15 protein-coding genes and 3 tRNA genes are annotated in these 22,072 nt (G+C 43.4%); 11 read left to right on the forward strand and 7 right to left on the reverse strand.

Going from position 1 to position 22,072, the window contains the following annotated elements; genetic code table 11:
- Nucleotides 1–22: 22 nt before the first annotated feature.
- The 3 genes from H9628_RS10535 to H9628_RS10545 all read right to left on the reverse strand — a co-directional run bounded on the left by H9628_RS10535 (nt 23) and on the right by H9628_RS10545 (nt 5,480).
- Nucleotides 23–2,893, reverse strand: a complete 2,871-nt coding sequence (locus H9628_RS10535) for a M16 family metallopeptidase (RefSeq protein WP_251834107.1) — start codon at nt 2,891–2,893, stop codon at nt 23–25.
- A gap of 48 nt (nt 2,894–2,941) precedes the next feature.
- The gene (gene aspA, locus H9628_RS10540; protein ID WP_251834108.1) at nt 2,942–4,342 is read right to left on the reverse strand and encodes an aspartate ammonia-lyase; all 1,401 of its coding nucleotides are present in this window, start codon (nt 4,340–4,342) and stop codon (nt 2,942–2,944) included.
- A gap of 109 nt (nt 4,343–4,451) precedes the next feature.
- Nucleotides 4,452–5,480, reverse strand: a complete 1,029-nt coding sequence (locus H9628_RS10545; protein WP_251834109.1) for an N-acetylmuramoyl-L-alanine amidase — start codon at nt 5,478–5,480, stop codon at nt 4,452–4,454.
- Between the two features lie 136 nt (nt 5,481–5,616).
- Between H9628_RS10545 and H9628_RS10550 the strand changes: the two genes are divergently transcribed.
- The 5 genes from H9628_RS10550 to H9628_RS10570 all read left to right on the forward strand — a co-directional run bounded on the left by H9628_RS10550 (nt 5,617) and on the right by H9628_RS10570 (nt 7,219).
- A tRNA-Ser gene (locus H9628_RS10550) sits at nt 5,617–5,703 on the forward strand.
- Nucleotides 5,704–5,721: 18 nt separating this feature from the next.
- Nucleotides 5,722–5,796 (forward strand) — tRNA-Pro (locus H9628_RS10555).
- Between the two features lie 125 nt (nt 5,797–5,921).
- Nucleotides 5,922–5,995: transfer RNA gene (locus tag H9628_RS10560), tRNA-Arg, on the forward strand.
- A gap of 58 nt (nt 5,996–6,053) precedes the next feature.
- Nucleotides 6,054–6,251, forward strand: a complete 198-nt coding sequence (locus tag H9628_RS10565; RefSeq protein WP_251834110.1) for a GIY-YIG nuclease family protein — start codon at nt 6,054–6,056, stop codon at nt 6,249–6,251.
- Nucleotides 6,252–6,520: 269 nt separating this feature from the next.
- Nucleotides 6,521–7,219 carry an ABC transporter ATP-binding protein gene (locus tag H9628_RS10570; protein ID WP_251834111.1) on the forward strand — a complete coding sequence of 233 codons (699 nt, stop codon included), beginning with the start codon at nt 6,521–6,523 and terminating at the stop codon, nt 7,217–7,219.
- A 48-nt stretch (nt 7,220–7,267) separates the two neighbouring features.
- Here the strand turns inward: H9628_RS10570 and H9628_RS10575 are convergent, their stop codons facing one another.
- A complete protein-coding gene (locus tag H9628_RS10575; RefSeq protein ID WP_251834112.1) occupies nt 7,268–7,654 on the reverse strand; it encodes an SRPBCC family protein in 387 nt (128 codons plus the stop codon).
- Between the two features lie 36 nt (nt 7,655–7,690).
- Between H9628_RS10575 and H9628_RS10580 the strand changes: the two genes are divergently transcribed.
- Nucleotides 7,691–8,296 carry an NUDIX hydrolase gene (locus tag H9628_RS10580; RefSeq protein ID WP_251834113.1) on the forward strand — a complete coding sequence of 202 codons (606 nt, stop codon included), beginning with the start codon at nt 7,691–7,693 and terminating at the stop codon, nt 8,294–8,296.
- A gap of 6 nt (nt 8,297–8,302) precedes the next feature.
- Here the strand turns inward: H9628_RS10580 and H9628_RS10585 are convergent, their stop codons facing one another.
- Both H9628_RS10585 and gldJ read right to left on the reverse strand, forming a co-directional pair.
- Nucleotides 8,303–9,574, reverse strand: coding sequence for a UDP-N-acetylmuramoyl-tripeptide--D-alanyl-D-alanine ligase (locus tag H9628_RS10585; RefSeq protein WP_251834114.1), 1,272 nt, complete (start codon nt 9,572–9,574; stop codon nt 8,303–8,305).
- A gap of 63 nt (nt 9,575–9,637) precedes the next feature.
- On the reverse strand, nt 9,638–11,242 hold the full coding sequence (gldJ, locus tag H9628_RS10590) for a gliding motility lipoprotein GldJ (RefSeq protein ID WP_251834115.1): 1,605 nt from the start codon (nt 11,240–11,242) through the stop codon (nt 9,638–9,640).
- Between the two features lie 164 nt (nt 11,243–11,406).
- Here gldJ and porU point away from each other — a divergent pair, with 164 nt between their 5' ends.
- From porU to H9628_RS10605, 3 genes are all read left to right on the forward strand, one after another.
- Nucleotides 11,407–15,372, forward strand: a complete 3,966-nt coding sequence (gene porU / locus H9628_RS10595; protein ID WP_251834116.1) for a type IX secretion system sortase PorU — start codon at nt 11,407–11,409, stop codon at nt 15,370–15,372.
- A gap of 25 nt (nt 15,373–15,397) precedes the next feature.
- A complete protein-coding gene (gene porV / locus H9628_RS10600) occupies nt 15,398–16,516 on the forward strand; it encodes a type IX secretion system outer membrane channel protein PorV (RefSeq protein ID WP_251834117.1) in 1,119 nt (372 codons plus the stop codon).
- 240 nt (nt 16,517–16,756) lie between these two features.
- The gene (locus tag H9628_RS10605) at nt 16,757–19,018 is read left to right on the forward strand and encodes an FUSC family protein (RefSeq protein WP_251834118.1); all 2,262 of its coding nucleotides are present in this window, start codon (nt 16,757–16,759) and stop codon (nt 19,016–19,018) included.
- Here the strand turns inward: H9628_RS10605 and H9628_RS10610 are convergent.
- Nucleotides 18,994–19,605, reverse strand: coding sequence for a 4'-phosphopantetheinyl transferase family protein (locus H9628_RS10610; RefSeq protein WP_251834119.1), 612 nt, complete (start codon nt 19,603–19,605; stop codon nt 18,994–18,996). The two genes, H9628_RS10605 and H9628_RS10610, sit on opposite strands and share 25 nt — an antisense overlap.
- Before the next feature lie 153 nt (nt 19,606–19,758).
- On the opposite strand from H9628_RS10610, the gene ahcY reads away from it, so the two are divergent.
- Both ahcY and H9628_RS10620 read left to right on the forward strand, forming a co-directional pair.
- Entirely contained in the window at nt 19,759–21,072 is a 1,314-nt protein-coding gene (gene ahcY, locus H9628_RS10615) for an adenosylhomocysteinase (protein WP_251834120.1), read from the forward strand.
- A gap of 189 nt (nt 21,073–21,261) precedes the next feature.
- The gene (locus H9628_RS10620; RefSeq protein WP_251834121.1) at nt 21,262–22,068 is read left to right on the forward strand and encodes a hypothetical protein; all 807 of its coding nucleotides are present in this window, start codon (nt 21,262–21,264) and stop codon (nt 22,066–22,068) included.
- Nucleotides 22,069–22,072: the final 4 nt, after the last annotated feature.

The following is a 22,072-nucleotide window of genomic DNA, read 5'->3' on the forward strand; positions in this document are numbered from 1 at the left end:
CACGATCTTAATGGCTAAAGGTCTAATATCCGAAAATCTCTTGCAGGCTTAATTCCTTCAATGTGCCGAGTTTCGCAAGCGCAGCCATATCCAGATTTTCTTTTTTGCCGATAAGCGCCGTATTAAACTTTAATGGTCTCATGTGTTCGTTGTAAAACTGCGCTACATCTGAAAGGCTAAGCGAACTGATTTCCGCATACAGATCCTTACGCACATCATAATCTACACCTAATTTCTGCAGATTCAAAAGATTAAAAAAAAGGGTTGTCCTGTTGATTCTGCCCGCGGCGATCTGCTTCAGCGCTGCTGTTCTCGCATTTTCAAACTGGGCCGGAACTTCGGGGAAAACAGTCATGAGTTCATCCATTGAATCGATGGCCTGCGCCAGTTTATCAACCTGAGTTCCAATGTAAGTGGTGACATAATCTGGTCTGCCAATTTCCGAAGCGGGCGCGTAATACACATACGCTGAATAGGCCAGACTTTTGCTTTCGCGGATTTCCTGGAAAACGATGGACGACAGTCCGCGGCCAAAATATTCGTTGAAAACGTTTATTTTACCCATATTCTTCAGGTTTACATTGCCGGCTTTTGCCACACGGCTCATTTCGGTCTGCACCATATCATACGGCGTGAAGTAAACGATTCCTTCGGCTGCAGGTTCAGGGTATACCTTCCTAGGCGGGATTTCGATGGTTTCCTCTTCGATGAAGACTTCTACATATTTCTGAAATTTTTCAAAATCATTACCGTAAAAAAAGATTTGATAAGGCATAAGCAGCAAATCCTGGATTTTCTGCGTCATGTCTGCCGATTTGATTTGCTTCAAACGCTCCTCCGAAAGTACATCACGGAATCTGGACTCGCGGCCGTATTTAGCATAATTGGTAAGCGCGGTCATGATGCGGCCTTTGTCTTTTTTGGCAACTTCACGGCTTTCCAGAATGGTCTGCACGTTTTCTTCATAAACCTGTTGGTCAGGCTGTGCGTTTTGCATCCAGTGCTTCAGAAGCGAAATCGCCGCGGGCATATTTTCTTCGAGTCCGGCCAGAGAAATGGTAAGCTGATCCTGTAAGATTCGGAAATCATTGGTAATACCCAGTTTGAACAACTCCCGTTTTAGGTCTTCCGCCGAAAGTTCATCCGTGCCAAGATAATGCAGCACCTGCGTCGCCAGTGAGAGTTCCCTGTCGTGATCTGTGCCGAATAGATAGATGAAAAAAACCTGGGCTACATCATTGTAGCTATTGGTAACAAAACTTACCTTTTTGCCACTTACCCACTCTGTTTTTATCACTTTTTGGTAATCGACAAATTCAGGTTGGATTTCGTCTGATTTCTGGTCTAAAATTGACTGTAAGAATGGTGACTGCGATTCTTTATTGAGTTTTATAGGCGTGATACCGGGATTTTCTACACGCACAAGCTTGTCATTCTCGCCTTTTTCTTTACGTATGACTACGTAGTTATCTTTAAAAAACTCATTGGCAAATTCTACTACATCAGCCTTCGAAATCTTTTCAAATGCCGCGATCTCATTCAGCTCCTCAGCCCATGATCTGTCATGGATGTATGCCCCATAAAGCGCTGTTGCAAGGCCATCCGCTGTTTCGAAAGACTTCATGCGGTGAATTTTCATGTCATTCACGATCGCTGGAATGAGCCATTCTTCAAAATTGCCTTTTTTTATGTTTTCAATCTGTTCCAGCAGAAGATTTTTGGCCTCATCCAGCGTCTGCCCACTCTTTGGAATGACGACCATCGAGAAGCTGCCGTAATTTTTAAATGCCGACGCATATGCCATGGCACGCAGCGCTTTCTGGCTCTGATTTATATTTAAATCAATCAGGCCTGATTCACCGGAATTGCTTAACAGATTGGCTGTTATTTCTGCAAGCCTGGCATTCGGCGTTCCGTATGAATCTGTTCTCCAGGCGAGTTGCATACGCGTAGCCGACGCACTTTTCACAGTTCGCTCAACGATTTCCGTCATCGGTTCTTCAGTAACCGACGTTTTTGCGGGCAACTCTTTAAACTTAAAAGTGCCAAAATATTGATCGACAAGTTGTATAGTATTTTCAAAATCTAAATCGCCTACCAAAACCAAAGCATAGTTATTCGGTACGTAATACGTATTAAAATACGAATGGATTGCCACCATTGACGGGTTTTTCAGATGATCCGGCTTCCCGATTGTGGTCTGCTGCCCGTTTGGATGCTTGGGAAAAAGCGCGTCCATTAGTTCATAATGCACCAACCGCATGTCATTATCCTGCGCACGGTTGAATTCTTCGTAAACCGATTCAAGCTCGGTATGGAACAGCCTCAACACGACTTCCGAAAAACGTTCACGCTCAATCTTCAGCCATTTTTCAAGTTCGTTATTCGGAATGTTGTTCTTATAAACCGTCTCATCAAGCCAGGTATGCGCGTTCGTGCCCGATGCGCCCAGCGAGGAAATGGCCTTATCGTACTCATTCGCGATAGCGTATTTGGCGGCTTCCTGCGAAATATCATCTATTTTTCGGTAGATTTCCTTTTTCTTTTCCGGATTTTGTTCGGCTTTATGCTGTTCGTACAGGTTCGAAATTTCATCCAATAATGGTTTTTCCTTAGCCCAGTTAGTGGTTCCGAGTCTCGATGTTCCTTTGAACATCATATGTTCGAGATAATGCGCAAGCCCGGTATTATCAGCCGGGTCGTTGTTACTGCCCGTCCTTACCGGTATGTACGTCTGTATTTTTGGTGCGTCGGTATTTTGCGCCAGGTAGACTTTCAGTCCGTTTTCCAGAGTGTAAATACGTACGCCGTTCTTGTCGTTTTCTACGGTTTCATAAGTATAACCGAGTGAATCTGTTGCCTTAACTGTTCTGAATGCCTGTGTGTTCGTCATTGTGCGTGCCGCCGTTTATACGTCGTTTCGAATTCTCGGGTAAATTATTTAGAGGTTATGAGGCTTCAGCATATTGGCTGGATCCAAAATCTCATCTAGTTTTTCCTGGGAAAGAATCCCTTTTTCCAATACCAGGTTATAGACACTTTTGCCCGTTTCAAGGGCTTCCTTAGCGATTTCAGTGGAATTTTTGTAACCGATATACGGATTCAGCGCGGTTACAATCCCGATGCTGTGCTTCACCATATATAGACAAACTTCGCGGTTTGCCGTAATTCCAGTAATGCATTTTTCGCGTAGCGTATCAAGTGCGTTGCCCAAAAAATTAATGCTTTCCATAATGGAATGCGAAAGGACAGGCTCCATCACATTTAGCTGTAGCTGCCCGGCTTCTGCGGCAAAAGTAACCGTAAGATCATTCCCTATTACTTTAAAACAAACCTGGTTCACCACTTCGGGTATCACGGGATTCACTTTCCCAGGCATAATTGACGAGCCCGGCTGCATAGGCGGCAGATTGATCTCAAACAAACCTGCCCGCGGTCCGGAAGAAAGCAAGCGGAGATCATTACAAATCTTCGAAAGTTTCACTGCCAAACGCTTCATGGCAGACGAATAAATCACGTAAGAACCGGTATCGGGCGTTGCCTCAACCAGGTTCGGTGCGGAAACAATTGGATAACCCGAAATCTTCGCTAAATTTTTCGCACACAGACGCGCGTACCCGGGAGGCGCATTGAGGCCCGTACCAATCGCAGTAGCACCCATATTGATTTCCACGAAAAGTTTAGCATTGCTGTTCAGCTTTGAAATATCTTCTTCAAGTGTTGCCGCATACGCTTCAAACTCCTGCCCGAGCGTCATAGGAACCGCATCCTGAAGTTGTGTACGACCCATTTTAATCACATCGGAGAATTCAACTCCTTTCGCACGGAATGCCGAAATCGTTTTGCGCAGCTTCTCTACCAGTTCAGAATTCATATTAAGCAAAGCCATTTTTATAGCCGTAGGATACGCATCATTGGTAGATTGAGAGAGATTAACCTGATCATTCGGCGAACAAAACTGGTAATCGCCTTTCACTTTGCCACGCTTTTCGAGCACGCGGTTAGCAATAACCTCATTCGCATTCATATTGACTGATGTTCCGGCTCCGCCCTGGATCATATCAATCGGAAACTGGTCGTGCAATTGGCCGGCCATGATCTCATCGCAGGTTTCGCCAATAAGGCTGTTCATCTCTTCGTCCAGCAAACCAAGTTCATAATTGGTTTTCGCGGCCGCCTTTTTTACCATTGCCAGCGCGTGGATAAAATGCGGATAAGACGAGAGAAGCTGCCCGGAAATCTTAAAATTATCTATAGCGCGCTGTGTCTGCACGCCGTAATATGCGTCTGCCGGAACCTGTAGCGTGCCCAGCAGGTCAGTCTCATATCTGAAGTTTTCCATATTTAAATGAGATTACATTTGTTTGATGAAAGAATTAAGGCCAAAATAAGGGATATTATAAAAAAGGACGAATAAAATCGTCCCCTATCGATTTAAATTCTGATAGCTGTTACTTTGCAGCATATTTTTGATTGAGTGCCTGCAAAATCGCCCAGGATTCCGCGTCCATTACGCCATCGTAGTTCTCAGGACGGAAGTGATACTGAAATGCCTCGATTGTTTTCTTTGTGGCATCATCTACACGTCCGGAGGCTTCTAAACCGTAACCGAGTTTTTTAAGTGCCAACTGGTAACTGTAAATAAATTCTGAATTTCCCGACTGCATTGCGAAATTTTCCGGTGTTGTCTGACTCAAGAAACCATCCTTAACAGGCGCATCGTACCACATCCCGATCTGATAGTCCTCATAAAGCTGCTTCCATGGAAATTTCGGGCCGGGATCCTGCTTCCTTGTCGGAGCAATATCTGAATGTGCCAAAATATTGGTTGGTGGTATCATATATCGGTCTGCAATATCCTTTACCAATGCCCCGACTTTTTTTATCTGATGGTTGTCAAATTCCGGAAAAATCTTGATACCGCTAGAATCTACTTTGTAACCCGCGTTCACAATCTCAATGCCGATTGAAGTGTCGTTCAGCGAAGTGTCATTACGCCAAGAACTCACACCCGCGTGGTAAGACCTTTTGTTTTCATCCACTAACTGGTAGATTTCACGGTCGCTGTGGCTGTTCACCAAGTAATGCGAACTCACAGACTGCTGTGTAAGGACTGTAACTGATTTGTCATCGTCCAAAGCCGTATAATGCAAAATGATATATTTCTGACGGAAATTCTGCGCGACTGCGGGAAAAAAAGACTTTACGACTTTGTATCCATTAGGGTTTGCCGATACGATAGAGCCATAACTGATGGTGTTATCGTTTTTTGATGCGTCAGCAATATTTACCTTATAGAAATCATAGCCACTTTCAGATTTAATTGTGGGTTTTGCCGCTGCCGGTTGCGGCGTTTTCGGGGTGGCAGTCTTGGTTGGCTGGTTTGTTTTTGTATTTGTGGATGATTGTTTCACCGGTTTGGTGGAAGCGCATGAATTTATCAATATGGCTAATCCTATGACATATAATGGTTTACGCATTTTCAATTTTTTATTGCAGATTCAGACTCAAAAATACAAAATAAATTACGTAAAAAATTTTGGTTAATGTTGGAAAGTATTCTATATTTGCACTCGCAATTACAGAACAGAAGGTCATTCAAAATATTGCATTTTTGGAGAGTTGCCTGAGAGGCCGAAAGGACATGTTTGCTAAACATGCGTACTGGAAACGGTACCAAGGGTTCGAATCCCTTACTCTCCGCAACAACCAGAAAATATTCGGGGCGTAGCGTAGTCCGGTCATCGCGCCTGGTTTGGGACCAGGAGGTCGCAGGTTCGAATCCTGCCGCCCCGACATTTTTTATCACAAAAAGTTCCTTCGGGAATTTTTTTTTACCCGCTAAGGGTGCGTAGCTCAGCTGGATAGAGCATTCCGATTATAATCGGAACGGTCCTGAAGGTTCGAGAAAAACACAGAACGGGTGCGTAGCTCAGCTGGATAGAGCATCTGCCTTCTAAGCAGACGGTCCCAGGTTCGAATCCTGGCGCGCTCACTTAAAAATTGACTGAGATTTTTCTCAGTCTTTTTTGTTTAATTAAATCAACTCCAAAATGTATTTCTGTTACATTTTATACTCCAAATCTCTCGATCAATTTTATATCGGTCATACGGGTGAGGAGCTTAAAGAAAGATTGCGCCGACATCTTTCAAATCACAAGGGTTTTACAGCAAAAGCGAAGGACTGTTTGTCGTGTATTTTGAGAGTTTTGAAAACAAAAGCTCAGCATACCGGAGGGAACTCCAGATAAAATCTTGGAAAAGCAAAAAGAAAATCAGGGAATTGATCCGAAATTGCATAGAGCATCCCGATTTTTAGTAGGGCCGGTCCCAGGTTCGAATCCTGGCGCGCTCACTTAAAAAATAGACTGAGATTTTTCTCGGTCTTTTTTTGTTTAAATAAGTCATCCCAAAATGTATTTTTTCTAACTGAATTTAAAGATAAAGCGACAGCTTCGCAGCGTTTATCACTACTTTTTTCTTCAAATTAATGTAGATTTGCACTTCAACATTTGAAAATATGTCGCTGCAGATAAACAGTCTCACCAAAAAATTCGGAACACAAACAGCCTTGAATAACGTCAGTTTAAAAATCGGCAAAAGCGAGATCGTTGGGTTGCTCGGGCCGAACGGGGCCGGAAAATCCACCCTGATGAAATCGATTGTAGGCGCACTGAAAATTGATGAAGGCGAAATCTTTTTCGAAGGCAAAAACATCAGCCAGCATTCTTTGGAAACCAAAAGTAAAATGGGATTTCTGCCGGAAAATAATCCGCTTTATGCCGAGATGTACGTGAAAGAATATCTCACTTTTGTAGCAGAAATTCACGGCGTGTCCAAAGCCAGAATTGAGGAGGTGATTGAACTTGTGGGTATTACGCCGGAAAAAACCAAGAAAATATCACAGCTTTCCAAAGGTTACCGCCAACGCGTCGGCCTTGCGCAGGCGATTTTACATTCACCGGAACTTTTGATCCTCGATGAACCCACAAACGGACTGGATCCCAATCAGATCGTGGAAATACGCAATGTAATAAAAGAGATTGGGCGCGAGAAGACCGTGATTCTCTCAACCCACGTGATGCAGGAGGTAGAAGCGCTGTGCTCACGCGTTATTTTACTGCACAAGGGAAACATCATTCAGGATTCGCCTATCGCAGAATTTAAAGACAAATTTGGAAGCCTCGAAGAAGCATTTGCAGACTACACCACCGAATAGCATAAAAAAAGCCCCGAAAGATTTCGGGGCTTCTATTTTTTCTTTCAATTAAAGCTTTTCCAAACTGTCTGAAAGGGAGTTGATGAAATTTTGCAGCGGTTTCTCCACCATCATCTTAATGAACGGATTGAATTTTCCGTCGAACAGCAACTGAACTTCCGTTTGGTTCTCAGCTATCGGATTCATCGTTCCTTTCAGCTCAAAATCAAGATTGGATGCCGCTGATTTCAGCACCACTTCACGGTCAGAGACCTCTGAAATTTTCAGTGCAATTTCAGGCATACCTTTCAGGCTGAATTTAAAACCATCTTCGCGCGCTTCAAAACTTTGCAGAGAATCCGGCATCAGATCACGGTAATCAGCCGGGTTTTTAAGCATCTGTACCAATTGTTCTGAGGATTTATTTACGATTATTTTACGTCCTTCTAACTTCATTTTTTATATTTTTGCAAGATTAAAATACCGTTGCAAATGTATAAAGTTTTTGTGAACGAAAAAAAACTTACACTAAGTAAGTACCCGGAGGACATCGAAAAGAAACTGAGGTTCGAAGGATTTGCAACACTCGAGATTGCGGTTGACCTGCTTCAGAACACCTCTTGCCCAGAGCTTAATGTTTATGGCGAAAACATCGAGGAAATTTGGGAAGACTTCACGCATATGTTCAAAGTGATCGAAGCGGCCGGCGGCGTGGTGATCAACCAGAAAAACGAGGTGCTGTTTATACGCCGACTGGGCAGATGGGATTTGCCTAAAGGTAAGATTGAGATAGGAGAATCGCTGGAACAGGCTGCTGTAAGGGAAATAGAGGAAGAAACAGGGCTGAAAGAAATAATTCTGGAAGAATTTCTGAACAATACATTTCACATCTACACCGAACGCAACGGCGAGAAAATCTTAAAAACAACTTATTGGTTCCGAATGCGTTACGTGGGTAACGAAAAACCCGTTCCCCAGCTTGAAGAAGGCATCTCGGAAGTTTGCTGGAAAGACAGCGACGCCATTTCACGCGACGTTTTACCACAAACCTTTAAAAATATCAAATTGATTCTAAATGATTTCTGGGCTCAGCATTAAGTATATTTAGATATAATCCAGAACTGCCTCCAGCGCAATTCCGCGCGAGGCTTTCAGAAGTATATTTTTCGATGTTAGCGGATTCTGGCGCAGCATTTCAATGAATTCCGCAGCATTTGAATACGCCTGTGAAATATTGTTTATTTTCTTAAAGTTTTCTCCTACGGTAATTATTTCCTCGAAACCCAAAGATTCCGCCTCACGCAGGATGGACGCGTGTTCGGTATCCGATTCCGCTCCAAGTTCGAGCATATCGCCCATGATGACGGTCTTTGAGCCTTCAAAATTGCTGAAATTCTTCAGAGCTTCTGTCATAGAACTCGGATTCGCATTATAGGTATCTAACACAAGCGTCTTGCCCGCTTTCTGCATGATTTGCGAGCGCATGTTCTGCGGTTGATAATTTTCGATCGCAGTCTTGATTTGAGTAAAATTCAATCCGAAATTGAAACCTAAACTCGCGGCGGCGCACAGGTTAGTGAAGTTATAAGCTCCGGTCAAACGTGAAAGTGCATTTTCGGCTTTGTAATTCAGACCAACGAAATTCTGCTCATTGATTTCATTAAAAAAATAATCTGAACTTTCTCTTCCAAACGTGATAAGGTGCGGATAACCGGCTGTTTTTTCAAGTTGAATCTGGTCGTTCTCATTTAGGAGTATTTTGCCGTCGTTCTGTTGAAGGTATTCATACAGCTCCGATTTTCCTTTGATCACACCTTCTACCCCACCGAAACCTTCGAGATGTGCTTTCCCGAAATTGGTGATATAGCCAATTGTAGGTTTCGCAATGCCACACAGAAACTCGATTTCTTTCTGATGGTTTGCACCCATCTCTACTACAGCCATTTCATGCGTTTTATTGATAGAAAGCAGCGTGAGCGGTACACCGATATGATTATTCAGATTACCCTGAGTAAACTGTACATTATACTTTTGCGAAAGAACAGCGTGAATTATTTCCTTCGTAGTGGTCTTCCCGTTGCTGCCAGTGAGCGCGATGACCGGTATATCCAGCTGCTGACGGTGGTATGACGCTAATTCCTGCAAAAATTCAAGCGTCGATGGAACGTAAAAAATTTGTCTGGAAGCGTTAGCGAATGCTTCGTTTTCCACAATGACTGCCACTGCACCGCGATTTACCGCATCCTCGGCCAGCGTCGCTGCATCAAAACTTTCACCCGAAAAAGCGAAAAAAACGTCTCCTGTTTTTACTTTCCGGCTGTCAATGGTCACGCCGTTTGCCTTCAAAAAAACGGGATAAAAAATAGCTGCATTCATAACCGCAAAAATAAAAATCCTTCTGCGGTAAGCAAAAGGATTTTAAATATGTTTTTAATTAAATTAACGTTTTGTTCGTCCCTTACCGGCAGATTTAGCATCCTGCGCAACACGGAAACCAACCCAGCCATACGCTTTGGCTTCGTCTCTGTAGCGACGCTGACCCGGATCGAGCCAATAAGCACCGTCAAGCCAAGAACCACCTTTGATGACGCGGACTTCATTCGAAATCCTTGTCGTACGTGCAATTGGATCTTTCTGCATCACAACACGCCCGCGACCATCTACGATGAATCTTTTACGTTCAGAGTTGTACATGTTGTATCCCGCAGTAGTACTGTCTTCCGCACGTCCATAACCTGCGTCCAGAGAAGACTGGAAGTCACCGTCACGATAGTTTCGGTAATCTGCCACGGTTTCACGCTCATACTGACCAGGCAATCCACGGTAAACCAATCGGCCGTCCGCTAAGGTGTCATATTTTGCCGCTTCTACTTTTTTAAATGTACCGTCAGCATTTCTTGCAACTTCCTGCGCTACATTTCCACGGTAATAGTTGAAATCGCTTGCTTCATCATCAATGATCGGGCGGTACACATCCGCAGTCCATTCAGCAACGTTGCCGAACATCCCATAGATTCCAAGATTGTTGGAAGGGTATTGTTTTACGTCCGCCGTTGTAGGTGAACCGTCATTTTTCCAACCTGCAACACCGGAGTAATCTCCCCGCCCCTGCTTGAAGTTTTCAAGATACATACCGCGGTCACGGCCTTTTTTACCTTTAAGCTCCTCGATTTGTGGCTCTTTATTTTTATAAAGGTTGTACTCGCGTTCTTTTTGCATGCCCAGTGCTGCAAACTCCCACTCAACCTCAGTTGGAAGACGGAATTTTTCAACTACGCCTGCAGCAGCATTTCTGTTTGCCGCTAAGATTCGCTGATTGCTCGTCTTGATGCCCGAACGTTGCTGAAGACGCTGTGTATTGATGTACGCTTCAAGTTCCGGATCATTCGCTTTGAATTTATCAAGGTTAAATGAGTTCGCACCTTGGTTATTAGCATCATTCGTGTAAAAATCTTTCGAGATTACACCCTGCTCCATCAGCGCCTTCTCATTCGCACGGTCTGTCAACCAGTCGCAGTAGCGAGACGCCTGTAACCACGAAACCCCTACAACAGGATAATAATCGTATTCAGGACGGCGGAAATAGGTTTCAGCAAAATCATTTCGCGAAAGCTCATTATTCCAAACAAGTGTATCTGGCAAAGCACCTTTGTAGATTTCTTTAAAGCTAGGGTCAGACGGTGGAAAAACAAATTTTAACCAGGTAACGTATTCGCGGTATTCATAGTTGGTGATTTCAGTTTCACCGATGAAAAAGGCACTTACCTGCATACGGCGCGGCGTGTTGTTCCAGTCATGCATCACGTCATCTTTCACAAGACCCATGGTGAAGGTACCGCCTTCTACGTAAACCATTCCTGGCCAACCTTTCTGTTTTTGCTGTTTTCCGGTAAAGAACCAGCCTTTTTGGTCGTTGGGTTTCCAGCCGGTTTTACTGGTGAAACGCTTTGTTCCGCCACCTTTCTTACTGTTGCCACCGCCGCAACTCATAAGGATAAGTGTAGAACAAAACATTAATATCGTGAACAACTTCAGTTTATTCATAGTTTACATAGATAATTTTCAGGGTACAAAGAAAATAGAAATTATTTAATTAATCAAATTAAATGATATTGATTTCCTGCAAAACGCCTACATTTTAATTTTATTGCGTCATATTATATTATATTATTTTTCGTTTAATTTGTAACCGCGAAACTTAAAACCAAATGATACGCATATTTACTATCTTCTCTCTTTTTTTTATGATAGGTTCTGCATCTGCGCAGTCTTATAAAATTGAATGGTCAGGCACTGAAGTTATCGATTATGGCACGAGCCAGGTTACGATTCCCGCAATCAAAAATGAAGGTTTGGCTTATGAAGAAGGAAGCCTGTTTATTAGAGTGAATGAAAAGTCAGCGAACACCGGTCGAACGGTTTCAAATCTGATCTGGGAAAAAGTTTCCGCTAAAGACCTTTACGATCTCAATCCGAATAACATTCCGGGCACTGAAAAAGCAGAAACAGGAACGTTCGCAAACCCATACACTGGTGAACAACATGGCCTGATACGGGTCTCATTGCTAAAAAATGAGTCAGGAAACCTTTTCCGGCTGGTTTCATTTGATGTAAATTCTGTTGCCAAAAATCCACAGGGACGGGCACCGGGGAATAACCTGGTAGGCAGCACGGAGAACCCGCTGAAATCAGGAAATTTCTATAAAATCAAAGTCGATAAATCCGGAATTTTCAAGATCACATCACAGTTTTTGCGGGATAACGGTATTAATCCTTCTACTATCAATCCTAAAAATTTCCGAATCTACGGTAATGGCGGTGTAATGCTTCCTGAGCATAATCTGGATACCCGCTACGCAGCCCTGCAGGAAAATGCCATTCAAGTCGTAGGAGAAGATGACGGCGCATGGAACGATCAGGATTTTGCTCTTTTTTATGCCCAGGGACCGATTGGTTATAATATTTATCAGAGCCCCGGAAACGGAACGGGCAACCGGCGAACAGAAACCCGGCTAGATACAGCTGCGCATGTGCAGAATATCTACGAAGATTTCGCCTATTATTTTATCAATTTCGATATCGGTCCGGGAAAACGGGTACAGGCTGATGATCAATCGGTAACTACAGATGTCATCACGCGCTATGATGAGTATCAGTACATTGATGAAGAAAAATTTAACCTGATGAAGGTAGGCCGTAACTGGACTGGCGATGCCTTCAATGACCTAAAGACAATTACTTTCAACACAAAATCAGCCATTTTACCTACAGACGACATCAGATTCCGGACGCGCGTTGTAGGTTATCAGTCTGCGGGTAATAAAATTGAAATAAGTCTGAACAACAAGCCTGGCAGCACCACTACCATTCAAACCGATGCGAAAGATTATGTCGAGATCCTTTACCCGCTTCAGGGCGGCAGTGCGGGCACAATGACCAACCTGGAGGGAACGCAGCTCACATTTACGTACAACCCTACGGTGTCTAGCAACCCCAACGGAAAATTCTACTTCGATTATGCTGAGGTGCAGTATAAAGAGGATTTAAAATACCGCAATTCGCAGTTCAATTTCCGAAGCTACGCCATCGCGGAGAACACTGGTACACGATACACATTCGGCATTGCGGATGCTTCAGCTATCGAACAGGTTTGGCAGGTTTCGGATATTACCAACGCAAAACGGAAAGTCAATAAATCTGGCAGCAGTACGCTGTTTACCTTTGGTTACCTGGCGAACAGCGACACGTTCGTGAATGAGTTTGTAGCTTTCAAGGCAGAAGATGCCTTTGCCCCGGCATTTGTTGGAAGAATTGAAAATCAGGATTTGGCGGCACTGCAAAATATTGATTACCTGATGATCACCGTGCCGGAGATGATGGGGCAGGCCCAGCGGCTGGCCAACTACTATCAGGACAAATACAACGTGGCGGTGGTAGATGTAAACAAAATCTACAACGAATTCAGCAGTGGCGGAAAAGATATCACCGCAATTCGCGATTTTGCGACTCAATTAAAATCAAAAGGTAACCTAATATATATGTTCATACTCGGTGATACTTCCTATGATTTCAAAGGCAAAAATAATCCCGGGTCTGATATTATTCCGTCCTATCAAAGTGAGAGAAGTAATAACTACGAACAGTCTTACGTAACGGATGACTATTTCGCGATGACCAAACCGCAGGCTGCCGGCACAGTGTCTCTTGCGAATATTTTACCCGATTTTCCGGTCGGCAGATTACCGGCCGCCAATGTTGCTGAAGCTAAACTCCTCATTGACAAAGCACTTGCGTACAATAACGCACTACCAGGACAATCTACACCGTTTGGCGAGTGGCGCATGAAACTCGATTTTGTAGTGGATGATGATGCAGATAATGTAGTTCCGTTCCACAACACGATGAATGACGCAATCCTCAAAGCAAGCATGGAGACCGGATCTATCACCGTAAATACGCCAAGCGGGCCGCCAGTGGTTACCAATTATGTAAATAAAATTCCCGAATACAACATCCGCAAACTTTATCTGGATGCATTCCAGGCGCAAACATCAGCAGGTGGCCAGCGTTATCCGCAAGTCAATCAGGCCATCTCGAATGATATGGGCAACAGTCTTTATATGTTCTACTTCGGACATGGCGGCATCAACGGTTGGGCACAGGAACGTGTACTTTCAATTGATGAAATTCAACAGTTCAACAACTGGAACAATGTATATTCAAGGTTTCCTTTGGTATCTACTATAACATGTGAATTCACACTTTGGGACGAACCTTCCACCTTTTCTGCCGGTGAGCAGGTCATGAAATCGAAGCAAGGTGGTGCAGCGATCATGATTACTTCCAGCCGAGCAATTGGCGTTGGCTATGGTGAAAGTTTCACTACCATTTTCACGAAGCACATGTTCGAGCTTGTTAACGACGATTTTATTAATCTGGGTGATGCATTTTTAAAGGCTAAATTTGAAAAAGGCCCAAATGAAGATCATCTGCGCGTAAATCTTCTTGGCGACCCGGCTACCAAACTCAGCAGACCTAAAAGGCTGCTTGTAATCGATGAAGTAGAATCACCGGTCCCCGGACAGTTGCGTGCATTGGATTTTGTGAAAGTTAAAGGTCACATAAGTAAGGCCGGAGGCGGTATTGATACAAGTTTTAATGGTCGCGTTGCAATCAATATATTTGATAAAAGAATCAACAAAAAGACCTTGAACAACGATAACATGCCGAAGATGAATCCTCTGTTAAACTATACGGAAGAAAGCGGACCGATCGTGAAGTCATCCGGTTTGGCTGTAAACGGTGAGTTTACGGTTGAATTTTATGTTCCAAAAGATATTAATTATGAAAACGGTGACGGCAGAATACTGGTTTATGCAGACAATAAGAAATTAGATGTCTTTAATAATCAGGTTCAAAAAGTAGGCGGAATCAATCCGGATGGCATCAATGACACTGAAGCGCCGAAGATTCAGCTTTTCATGAACAACACCAATTTTGCTGATGGTGGTATTACAGACCAGAATCCGATGTTGCTTGCATGCGTCACAGACGATAAAGGCGTCAATTCTACTGGTTCCGGTATCGGGCATGACATTACTGTGATTTTGGACGGAAAGATTATAGATACAGTCGTACTGAATGATTTTTACTTCTCAGGTGACGGAAACGGCTGTACAAACCCAACATTAAAAGATTACCAAAAGGGCAATGTAAGCTATCCGTTCCGTAATCTTGCGCCGGGTCCGCATCAGTTACAGTTCAAAGTTTGGGATATCAACAATAATTCTACTACAGGGACGTTAAATTTTGTAGTAAAAGACGAGGTGAATCAGAATTTGATAATAAACAAGCCTCTGAACTGGCCAAATCCTTTTACGAGCAAGACTTATGTTCAGTTTGAACACAACTGTGATGATATGTTGGATGTGAATGTACAGATCTATACGATCACCGGTAAACTGGTGAAAACCATCAGCAGCACAGTGACGGCAGAACCGTTTTTCCAGGGTTACCGCACGCCGCGCACCGCGATCGAGTGGGACGGACTGGATGATTTCGGCGATGCAGTAGGTAAAGGGACATACATTTTTAAGATATTTGCACGCAGCCAAAATCAGGATAAATGCAAAGGAAGCGCAACTGCAGTCGAAAAAATGGTATTATTGAAATAGAATATTAAACGATAAAAAAAACTTTATGACATTAGGTAAAAAACTATTTTTAGGTTTGGGTCTGGGCATGAGCATGATGGCTTATTCACAAAGCAATATTGTTCTTACGGGTGCACCATTTCTCAGAATTTCACCGGATGCACGCTCTGGCGGTATGGGTGACCAGGGGGTAGCTACAACCACTGACGCTTTTTCCCAGTTTTGGAACGCGGCAAAATACCCATTCAGCAAAACTACTGCGGCAGTAGGTGTCAACTACACACCCTACATGGGAAAACTGACCAATGATGTCTTCCTTCTTTACGGTGCTTACCATCAGTTTTTAGGTGAAGAAGAAAGATCTACCATCTCTGCGAGTCTTTATTACTTCAATATGGGCGAAGTTGCACTTACCGAACTTCGTGGCAATGTTCCGGAATCTGCAGGTATTTCAAAGCCCAATGAGTTTTCAATTGACGTGGCGTATGGTCTGAAGCTTTCAGATTATTACTCGATGGCAGTTACCGGCCGTTTCATCCGTTCAGATTTGGGCGGCGGACTTGGTTCCGACAACACACTGAAGCCGGCGAACAGTTTCGCGGTAGATGTTTCCGGATATTTCCAGTCTGAAAAACATACCAGCATCAACGATTTTGAAGGTCGTGCGCGTGCAGGTTTCTCAATCCAGAACCTTGGTCCCCGACTCGACTATACGGGCGACGATGCATCGAGATCTTATCTTCCTACCATGGCGAGACTGGGTGCAGGTTATGACCTTTTCGTAGATGACCTGAACCGTGTAGGATTAAGTTTCGAGGCCTCCAAACTTCTTGTTCCGGGACCTGAAAATGGCGTGGTACCAAATGTAGGCGTGATTGAAGGTATCGGAAAATCATTCAACAACGAGAAAAGCACCATGTTCAGTGGTGCGGTAGAATATGAATACGACAATGCTTTTGCCGTGCGTGGCGGTTACTTCCACGAAAGCGAAGAGCAGGGAGCACGTCAGTTTGCAACCGTGGGTGTAGGTTTGAAGTATCAGTCATTCGGACTTGATATGTCTTACCTCATCAATACTTCTAAAGTAAATTCAGCATTGGATAATACCCTGCGTTTCGGTCTGACCTGGAACATCGGCGAAGAATCTTCAAACAGCGATTATTAAGTTAATCAGTGTTTTATTTAAATACAGCGGCTCCGTAAATGGGGCCGCTTTTTTATTAAATATATCTTCAAAGCTGAAAATAGATTTCGAAACACAGATACAATTACGAACAGCACATCATAAATCCTCAAACATTAGCACAAAAATTGCAGCGCCACGTTTTTTTGTAACCAGCTTTATTCCCAATCCAAGCACCTTCTAATGGGGCTTTATATGGTAAAATACCCTTAAATTAGCACAATGAATTACGCCACAGAACTGAAAAAATTCGCCTCCAGCCAGTATATTTACTCTGCGGTTCGGATTACGCTGGCGATTGTGGTTCCAAGTATCATTTTAGCGCACTTCGGTTTACTGCAGGAATATTTCCTGTTTCCGCTCGCAACCAGTTTTGTAGGTCTTACAGACCAACCCGGACCCTTCATCCGCCGCCGAAATGCTCTCATCATGGCAATCGGTATATTTTCGGTGGTTGCCGTGATCGCCAGTTTACTGCAGGGTATTACGCCTTTGGTTTATCTGGAGCTGCTCCTTTTCGGTTTATTTTTCTCAATGATCGGGGTTTACGGTCAGCGTTTCGCGGCAATCGGCTCACTCTCACTGGTCGTCCTCGCCATTTTTGCAGACGGCCATCTCAGTGATAGCGGAGTGATAAAGAGTTCGCTGACATTTTTAGCCGGTGGAATTTGCTATCTAATTGTATTTCTGATAGTTTCGAAAATCCAACCTTACAAACTCGCCAGCCAGATGATTGGTGAAAACTACGTGGAACTCGGGAACTATTTAAAAATTAAGTCAAAATATTACGCCAAAAACCCTGATTATGATGATCTGAATCTTCAGGTAATCGCCCAACAGGTTAAAATAAAAAACCTGCAGGAAGATACCCGAGAAACGGTTTTTAAAACACGGAAGATCGTCAATGAATCTACCACCACGAGCCGTCTTTTGATGCTTATGTTCCTGAATTCCATCGATCTGCACGAAAAACTGATGACTTCAGAAAGTGACTACCGAAAGATTCATGACAGTTTTGATGACAGCGGATTTCTGGAATCTCTAAGTGCGTATCTATCGGGGCTCGCAGATGAGCTGGAAAATATCGGAATTGCTTTGCAGAGCGGCACGAAAGCGCGTCCTGTCACCAATTTGGATACAGAACTTGACCGCATTTATGATCAATATTTCGACCTTAGAAACAGAAAACTGAACGCGTCTACTTTAGAAAACTTCATGATTCTGAGACTGATCTTGGTACGGATTACGGGCGTTTCAGAAGATATCAGCACGATGTACAGGGTCTTTACACAAAACCAAAAACTTGCGAAAAGCCTTTCCACAGGCCTTGATTTGAATAAATTTGTCCCGGATGAGGAAAAAATCAACCTAAAACTTTTAGTGGGAAATATTTCGCTTAAATCTTCGCATTTTCGGCATGCGCTGCGGGTCACGATCGCACTGCTTTTGGGGTATTTTATTTCAAGTATCAGTTTTCTCGGGATTGGACGCTCATATTGGGTGCTCATAACCATTTTGGCGATCATGAGACCCGCATATTCCACCACCAAACACCGTAATCTTCTGCGGCTTTATGGTACAGTAGTAGGCGCGTTTGCAGCGTACGGACTGCTGCATTTAGTTGATAACAGTTCAATTTTATTTGCCGTGCTTATGCTCAGCATGATCCTGTGTTTCAGTTTTTTAAAAGCACAGTATTTCTGGGCTGTACTGTTCATGACGATCTACGTTTTCCTCACTTTTAATTTTCTGAATCCGGGGAATATTAATCTGTTATTCAAAGACCGCATTACGGATACGGCAATCGCCGGAATCGTGGCTTTTGCGGTTTCCTATTTTGTCTTCCCTGTTTGGGAACACACGCAGAATCTCGGCTTGATGAAAAAATCAGCAAAAAGTAATCTCCGATATTTCCGCTCTGTGATGGATGTGCTGATGAATAAAAAAATTGGTGTTGAGGATTACAAACTTAGCCGGAAGAATGCCGTAATTGACCTTGCGAACCTTTCTGACAGTTTTCAGCGAATGCTTTCGGATCCGAAAAACCAACAGAAAAAGATGGAGCATATTCACCAGTTCGTGAATACCGCACAATTGCTTACGGCTTATATTGCCTCGCTTTCGCAGTATTCGAAAAGCGGCCGTGAGTATCCCGAAATCGATTTCCGCAGCTGGATGACTAAAATTTCCGCTGAATTGCTGCGAACCACACTTATTTTAGCTAAGAAAGAACTTAAAGATGAAATAATAAGTGAAAGCCGTCTGCAGCCGGGAGATTCCGTACAAAAACTGCTTGAGAAACGTAAAAAAGAAATCCGCGATTACGATATCACAGACCGTCGTGATCCGAACAGGATTACCCATCTGACGGAACTTCGTAACCTGCAGGAAGTGCTGGAACTCATCTATGAGGTAGCACGGGAACAGCGAAAAGTAGCGGAGCACCTGGATCCGGACGTTCAGTCAACAATTGTAAAGCAGTAATTTTCAAAGAATTCTACACGCGCTTTGAAAAGGTCTGATACGTTTTCGTCATGCACGCGGCACAGGATATTGTATGGAAAATCTAGCCTGAAAGGCTTTACTTCATAATGTTTCTTCAGCGACCAATATTTGGAATGGTGGATCTTGTAGAGACTTTCTTTTACTGACCAGATCACCGTAAGGTAAGGCACTTCCCGTCCCTTTTCGATGAATTTACTTTCATTTTCATTTAAAAACTTGTGCTGTATGCGTGCAATTTTATCATTAAATGGTTCAATATCGATCCCGATATTCTCTTTGGCAATCGCAAGTGCAGCATATGGAAACGAGTGAGTGATGGAAATTTCGAAATCGCGCGGTTCCAAATAAGGTATGCGGCCGTCATATAGAATTTTATAGCCGGGAAGAACAGTTTGCAGGATTTTGCGTACGAGTAAAATTTCTTTCAACTTCACCGGGTGGTAATCTTTTACTTTCTCGAAATTCTCCTCTTCCAGAAGTTTTTCTGCATCCAGCTCCTCCGGTTCATCATATTTCCAGAGTAAAATAGTCGCATTATGATCGGAGAAATCTCGGTAAAGAGGCATGTGTAATTGATTATTGCCAAATTTAGCAATTATTTAGAACAGAAAAAATGGACAATTCGTAAGTAGCAGCCGGATATAACTCCTATTTCGCCTGATCCTAAGCTGAATTTAAACAAGCAGAATTTCGTACATTTGCAAAAATTTTTTATTTAGATGAGCACACAAACACAATATTTACCTTATAAAGTAAAAGACATTTCCCTCGCAGAATGGGGACGTAAGGAAATAATGCTTGCAGAAGCAGAAATGCCCGGACTGATGGCTATCCGTGAAGAATACGGTCCATCGCAGCCTTTGAAAGGCGCACGTATCGCGGGCTGCCTTCACATGACTATTCAGACGGCTGTACTTATCGAGACATTGGTTGCACTCGGAGCTGACGTTACCTGGTCTTCATGCAATATTTTCTCTACACAGGATCATGCAGCTGCTGCAATTGCGGCCGCAGGAATTCCGGTTTACGCTTGGAAAGGAATGAATGAAGAAGAATTTGAATGGTGCATCGAACAAACCATATTTTTCGGTGAAGACAGAAAACCGTTAAATCTGATTTTGGATGATGGCGGCGACCTTACCAATATGGTTTTTGACAAATATCCTGAACTTACAAAAGACATCAAAGGTCTTTCTGAAGAGACTACTACAGGTGTTCACAGACTTTACGAAAGAATGGCGAACGGTACTTTGGTGATGCCGGCGATCAATGTAAATGACTCTGTAACGAAATCTAAATTTGACAATAAATACGGCTGTAGAGAATCTGCGGTAGATGCAATACGCCGTGCGACGGACGTAATGCTGGCAGGTAAGCGTGTGGTAGTTTGCGGCTACGGCGATGTAGGTAAAGGTACGGCAGCTTCGTTCCGCGGAGCGGGCTCAATCGTTACCGTAACCGAAGTTGATCCGATCTGTGCACTTCAGGCAGCTATGGAAGGCTTTGAAGTAAAAAGACTCGATACTGTGGTAGAAACAGCAGATATCATCATTACAACGACCGGAAACTTCAATATCGTACAGGGCGCACACTTTAAGAAGATGAAAGATAAAACCATTGTGTGTAATATCGGTCACTTCGATAATGAGATTGATATGGCCTGGCTGAATGAAAACTATGGTGACACCAAATATGAGGTAAAGCCCCAGGTTGATGTTTACAATATCGATGGCAAAGAAATCATCATTCTGGCAGAAGGACGGCTTGTAAACCTTGGCTGTGCAACAGGTCACCCAAGTTTCGTGATGAGTAACTCATTCAGCAACCAAACGTTAGCACAAATCGAACTTTGGACGAACGCGTCTGCTTACAAAAACGAAGTGTACACTCTTCCGAAGCATCTTGACGAGAAGGTTGCAGCACTTCACCTGAAGAAGCTAGGCGTAGAGCTTGAAGTTCTCACGCCAGCGCAGGCAAAATACATCGGTGTGGAGGTGGAAGGACCTTTCAAACCTGAGTATTACAGATACTAAATTAGTCTTCAAAAGGATTTATCTGATAACGCTACTGAGAACTCAGTAGCGTTTTTTTTTTTAAATCTACTGCCCGGTACTTTTTAACATTAATGTTGAAAGGTGTATTCACTCTTTTATTAAGGTGAATTGACCTAGTTTGCGCTTTCATATTTAGTCGTATATTTGTGCTAACACAAAACACGACTGATGAAAAAAAATCTACTACTGGGGTTCCTGGTAAAAGTTGCGCTATGCCATGCGCAGGTCGGCATAGGCACCAATGTCACCACTTTTGACAACTCTGAGGTACTAAAAATTGCTGCAACCAACAAAGGAGTATTACTACCAAATATTTCTATTCCCAATCTGAACAACGCGGCTCCGGTCTCTTCTCCGGCCTCGTCTCTGCTGGTTTACAACACGAATACCATGACCGGTAAAGGTTTCTACTTTTGGCAAAACAACAAATGGAACCCGATTCTCGATACTACAAATATTTTTAAATACCTGGGGATCGTAAGATCGGAGAGCGCGATTTCCACCGGAGGTGTGAACGATAGTTCACCGATAACCGGCGTTTCTTACACGATGGGTGAAAGCCCGTCAGCGCACGACTGGCAGCTGATCCCGGGGCTCAGCAAAACAATATCGCTCTATTCCGGGCAGAACACAGTTTCAATTTCCGGAAGCGGTATCGCACAGATAAATTCTGCTGCTTATGAAAACACTTTCATGTCCTACTCTGTCGCCCTTTTCGTTGATTCTAAACTAAGCGGCGTGCGTAATTTCATGATCACGGGAAAGCAATCATGCCTGTACAATGACTTCAATGTCTATTTCAATGTGAGCAATTTATCCACAGGAAACCACCTTATTGAACTTCGGGAGACTTTACGTGTTACCGAGATCAGTACTCAAAGCATCACTTTTGGTGCTAAGCATGCATCCTGCAGCAACCTGAGTCCGCTGATGGATAAATCGCTGATGAGCATTCAAATTTCAGAAAGACCTTAAACAC

Source organism: Kaistella pullorum (genome assembly GCF_014837035.1).
In the GTDB taxonomy this organism is placed as follows: Bacteria; Bacteroidota; Bacteroidia; order Flavobacteriales; family Weeksellaceae; genus Kaistella; species Kaistella rhinocerotis.

Coding starts and splice junctions, on each gene's coding strand:
- H9628_RS10545 (WP_251834109.1), bottom strand. CDS start 5,480: ATGCGTAAACCATTATATGTCATAGGATTAGCCATATTGATAAATTCA.
- H9628_RS10575 (WP_251834112.1), bottom strand. CDS start 7,654: ATGAAGTTAGAAGGACGTAAAATAATCGTAAATAAATCCTCAGAACAA.
- H9628_RS10535 (WP_251834107.1), bottom strand. CDS start 2,893: ATGACGAACACACAGGCATTCAGAACAGTTAAGGCAACAGATTCACTC.
- H9628_RS10620 (WP_251834121.1), top strand. CDS start 21,262: ATGAAAAAAAATCTACTACTGGGGTTCCTGGTAAAAGTTGCGCTATGC.
- aspA (WP_251834108.1), bottom strand. CDS start 4,342: ATGGAAAACTTCAGATATGAGACTGACCTGCTGGGCACGCTACAGGTT.
- H9628_RS10570 (WP_251834111.1), top strand. CDS start 6,521: ATGTCGCTGCAGATAAACAGTCTCACCAAAAAATTCGGAACACAAACA.
- H9628_RS10610 (WP_251834119.1), bottom strand. CDS start 19,605: ATGCCTCTTTACCGAGATTTCTCCGATCATAATGCGACTATTTTACTC.
- H9628_RS10565 (WP_251834110.1), top strand. CDS start 6,054: ATGTATTTCTGTTACATTTTATACTCCAAATCTCTCGATCAATTTTAT.
- ahcY (WP_251834120.1), top strand. CDS start 19,759: ATGAGCACACAAACACAATATTTACCTTATAAAGTAAAAGACATTTCC.
- H9628_RS10605 (WP_251834118.1), top strand. CDS start 16,757: ATGAATTACGCCACAGAACTGAAAAAATTCGCCTCCAGCCAGTATATT.
- gldJ (WP_251834115.1), bottom strand. CDS start 11,242: ATGAATAAACTGAAGTTGTTCACGATATTAATGTTTTGTTCTACACTT.
- porV (WP_251834117.1), top strand. CDS start 15,398: ATGACATTAGGTAAAAAACTATTTTTAGGTTTGGGTCTGGGCATGAGC.
- porU (WP_251834116.1), top strand. CDS start 11,407: ATGATACGCATATTTACTATCTTCTCTCTTTTTTTTATGATAGGTTCT.
- H9628_RS10580 (WP_251834113.1), top strand. CDS start 7,691: ATGTATAAAGTTTTTGTGAACGAAAAAAAACTTACACTAAGTAAGTAC.
- H9628_RS10585 (WP_251834114.1), bottom strand. CDS start 9,574: ATGAATGCAGCTATTTTTTATCCCGTTTTTTTGAAGGCAAACGGCGTG.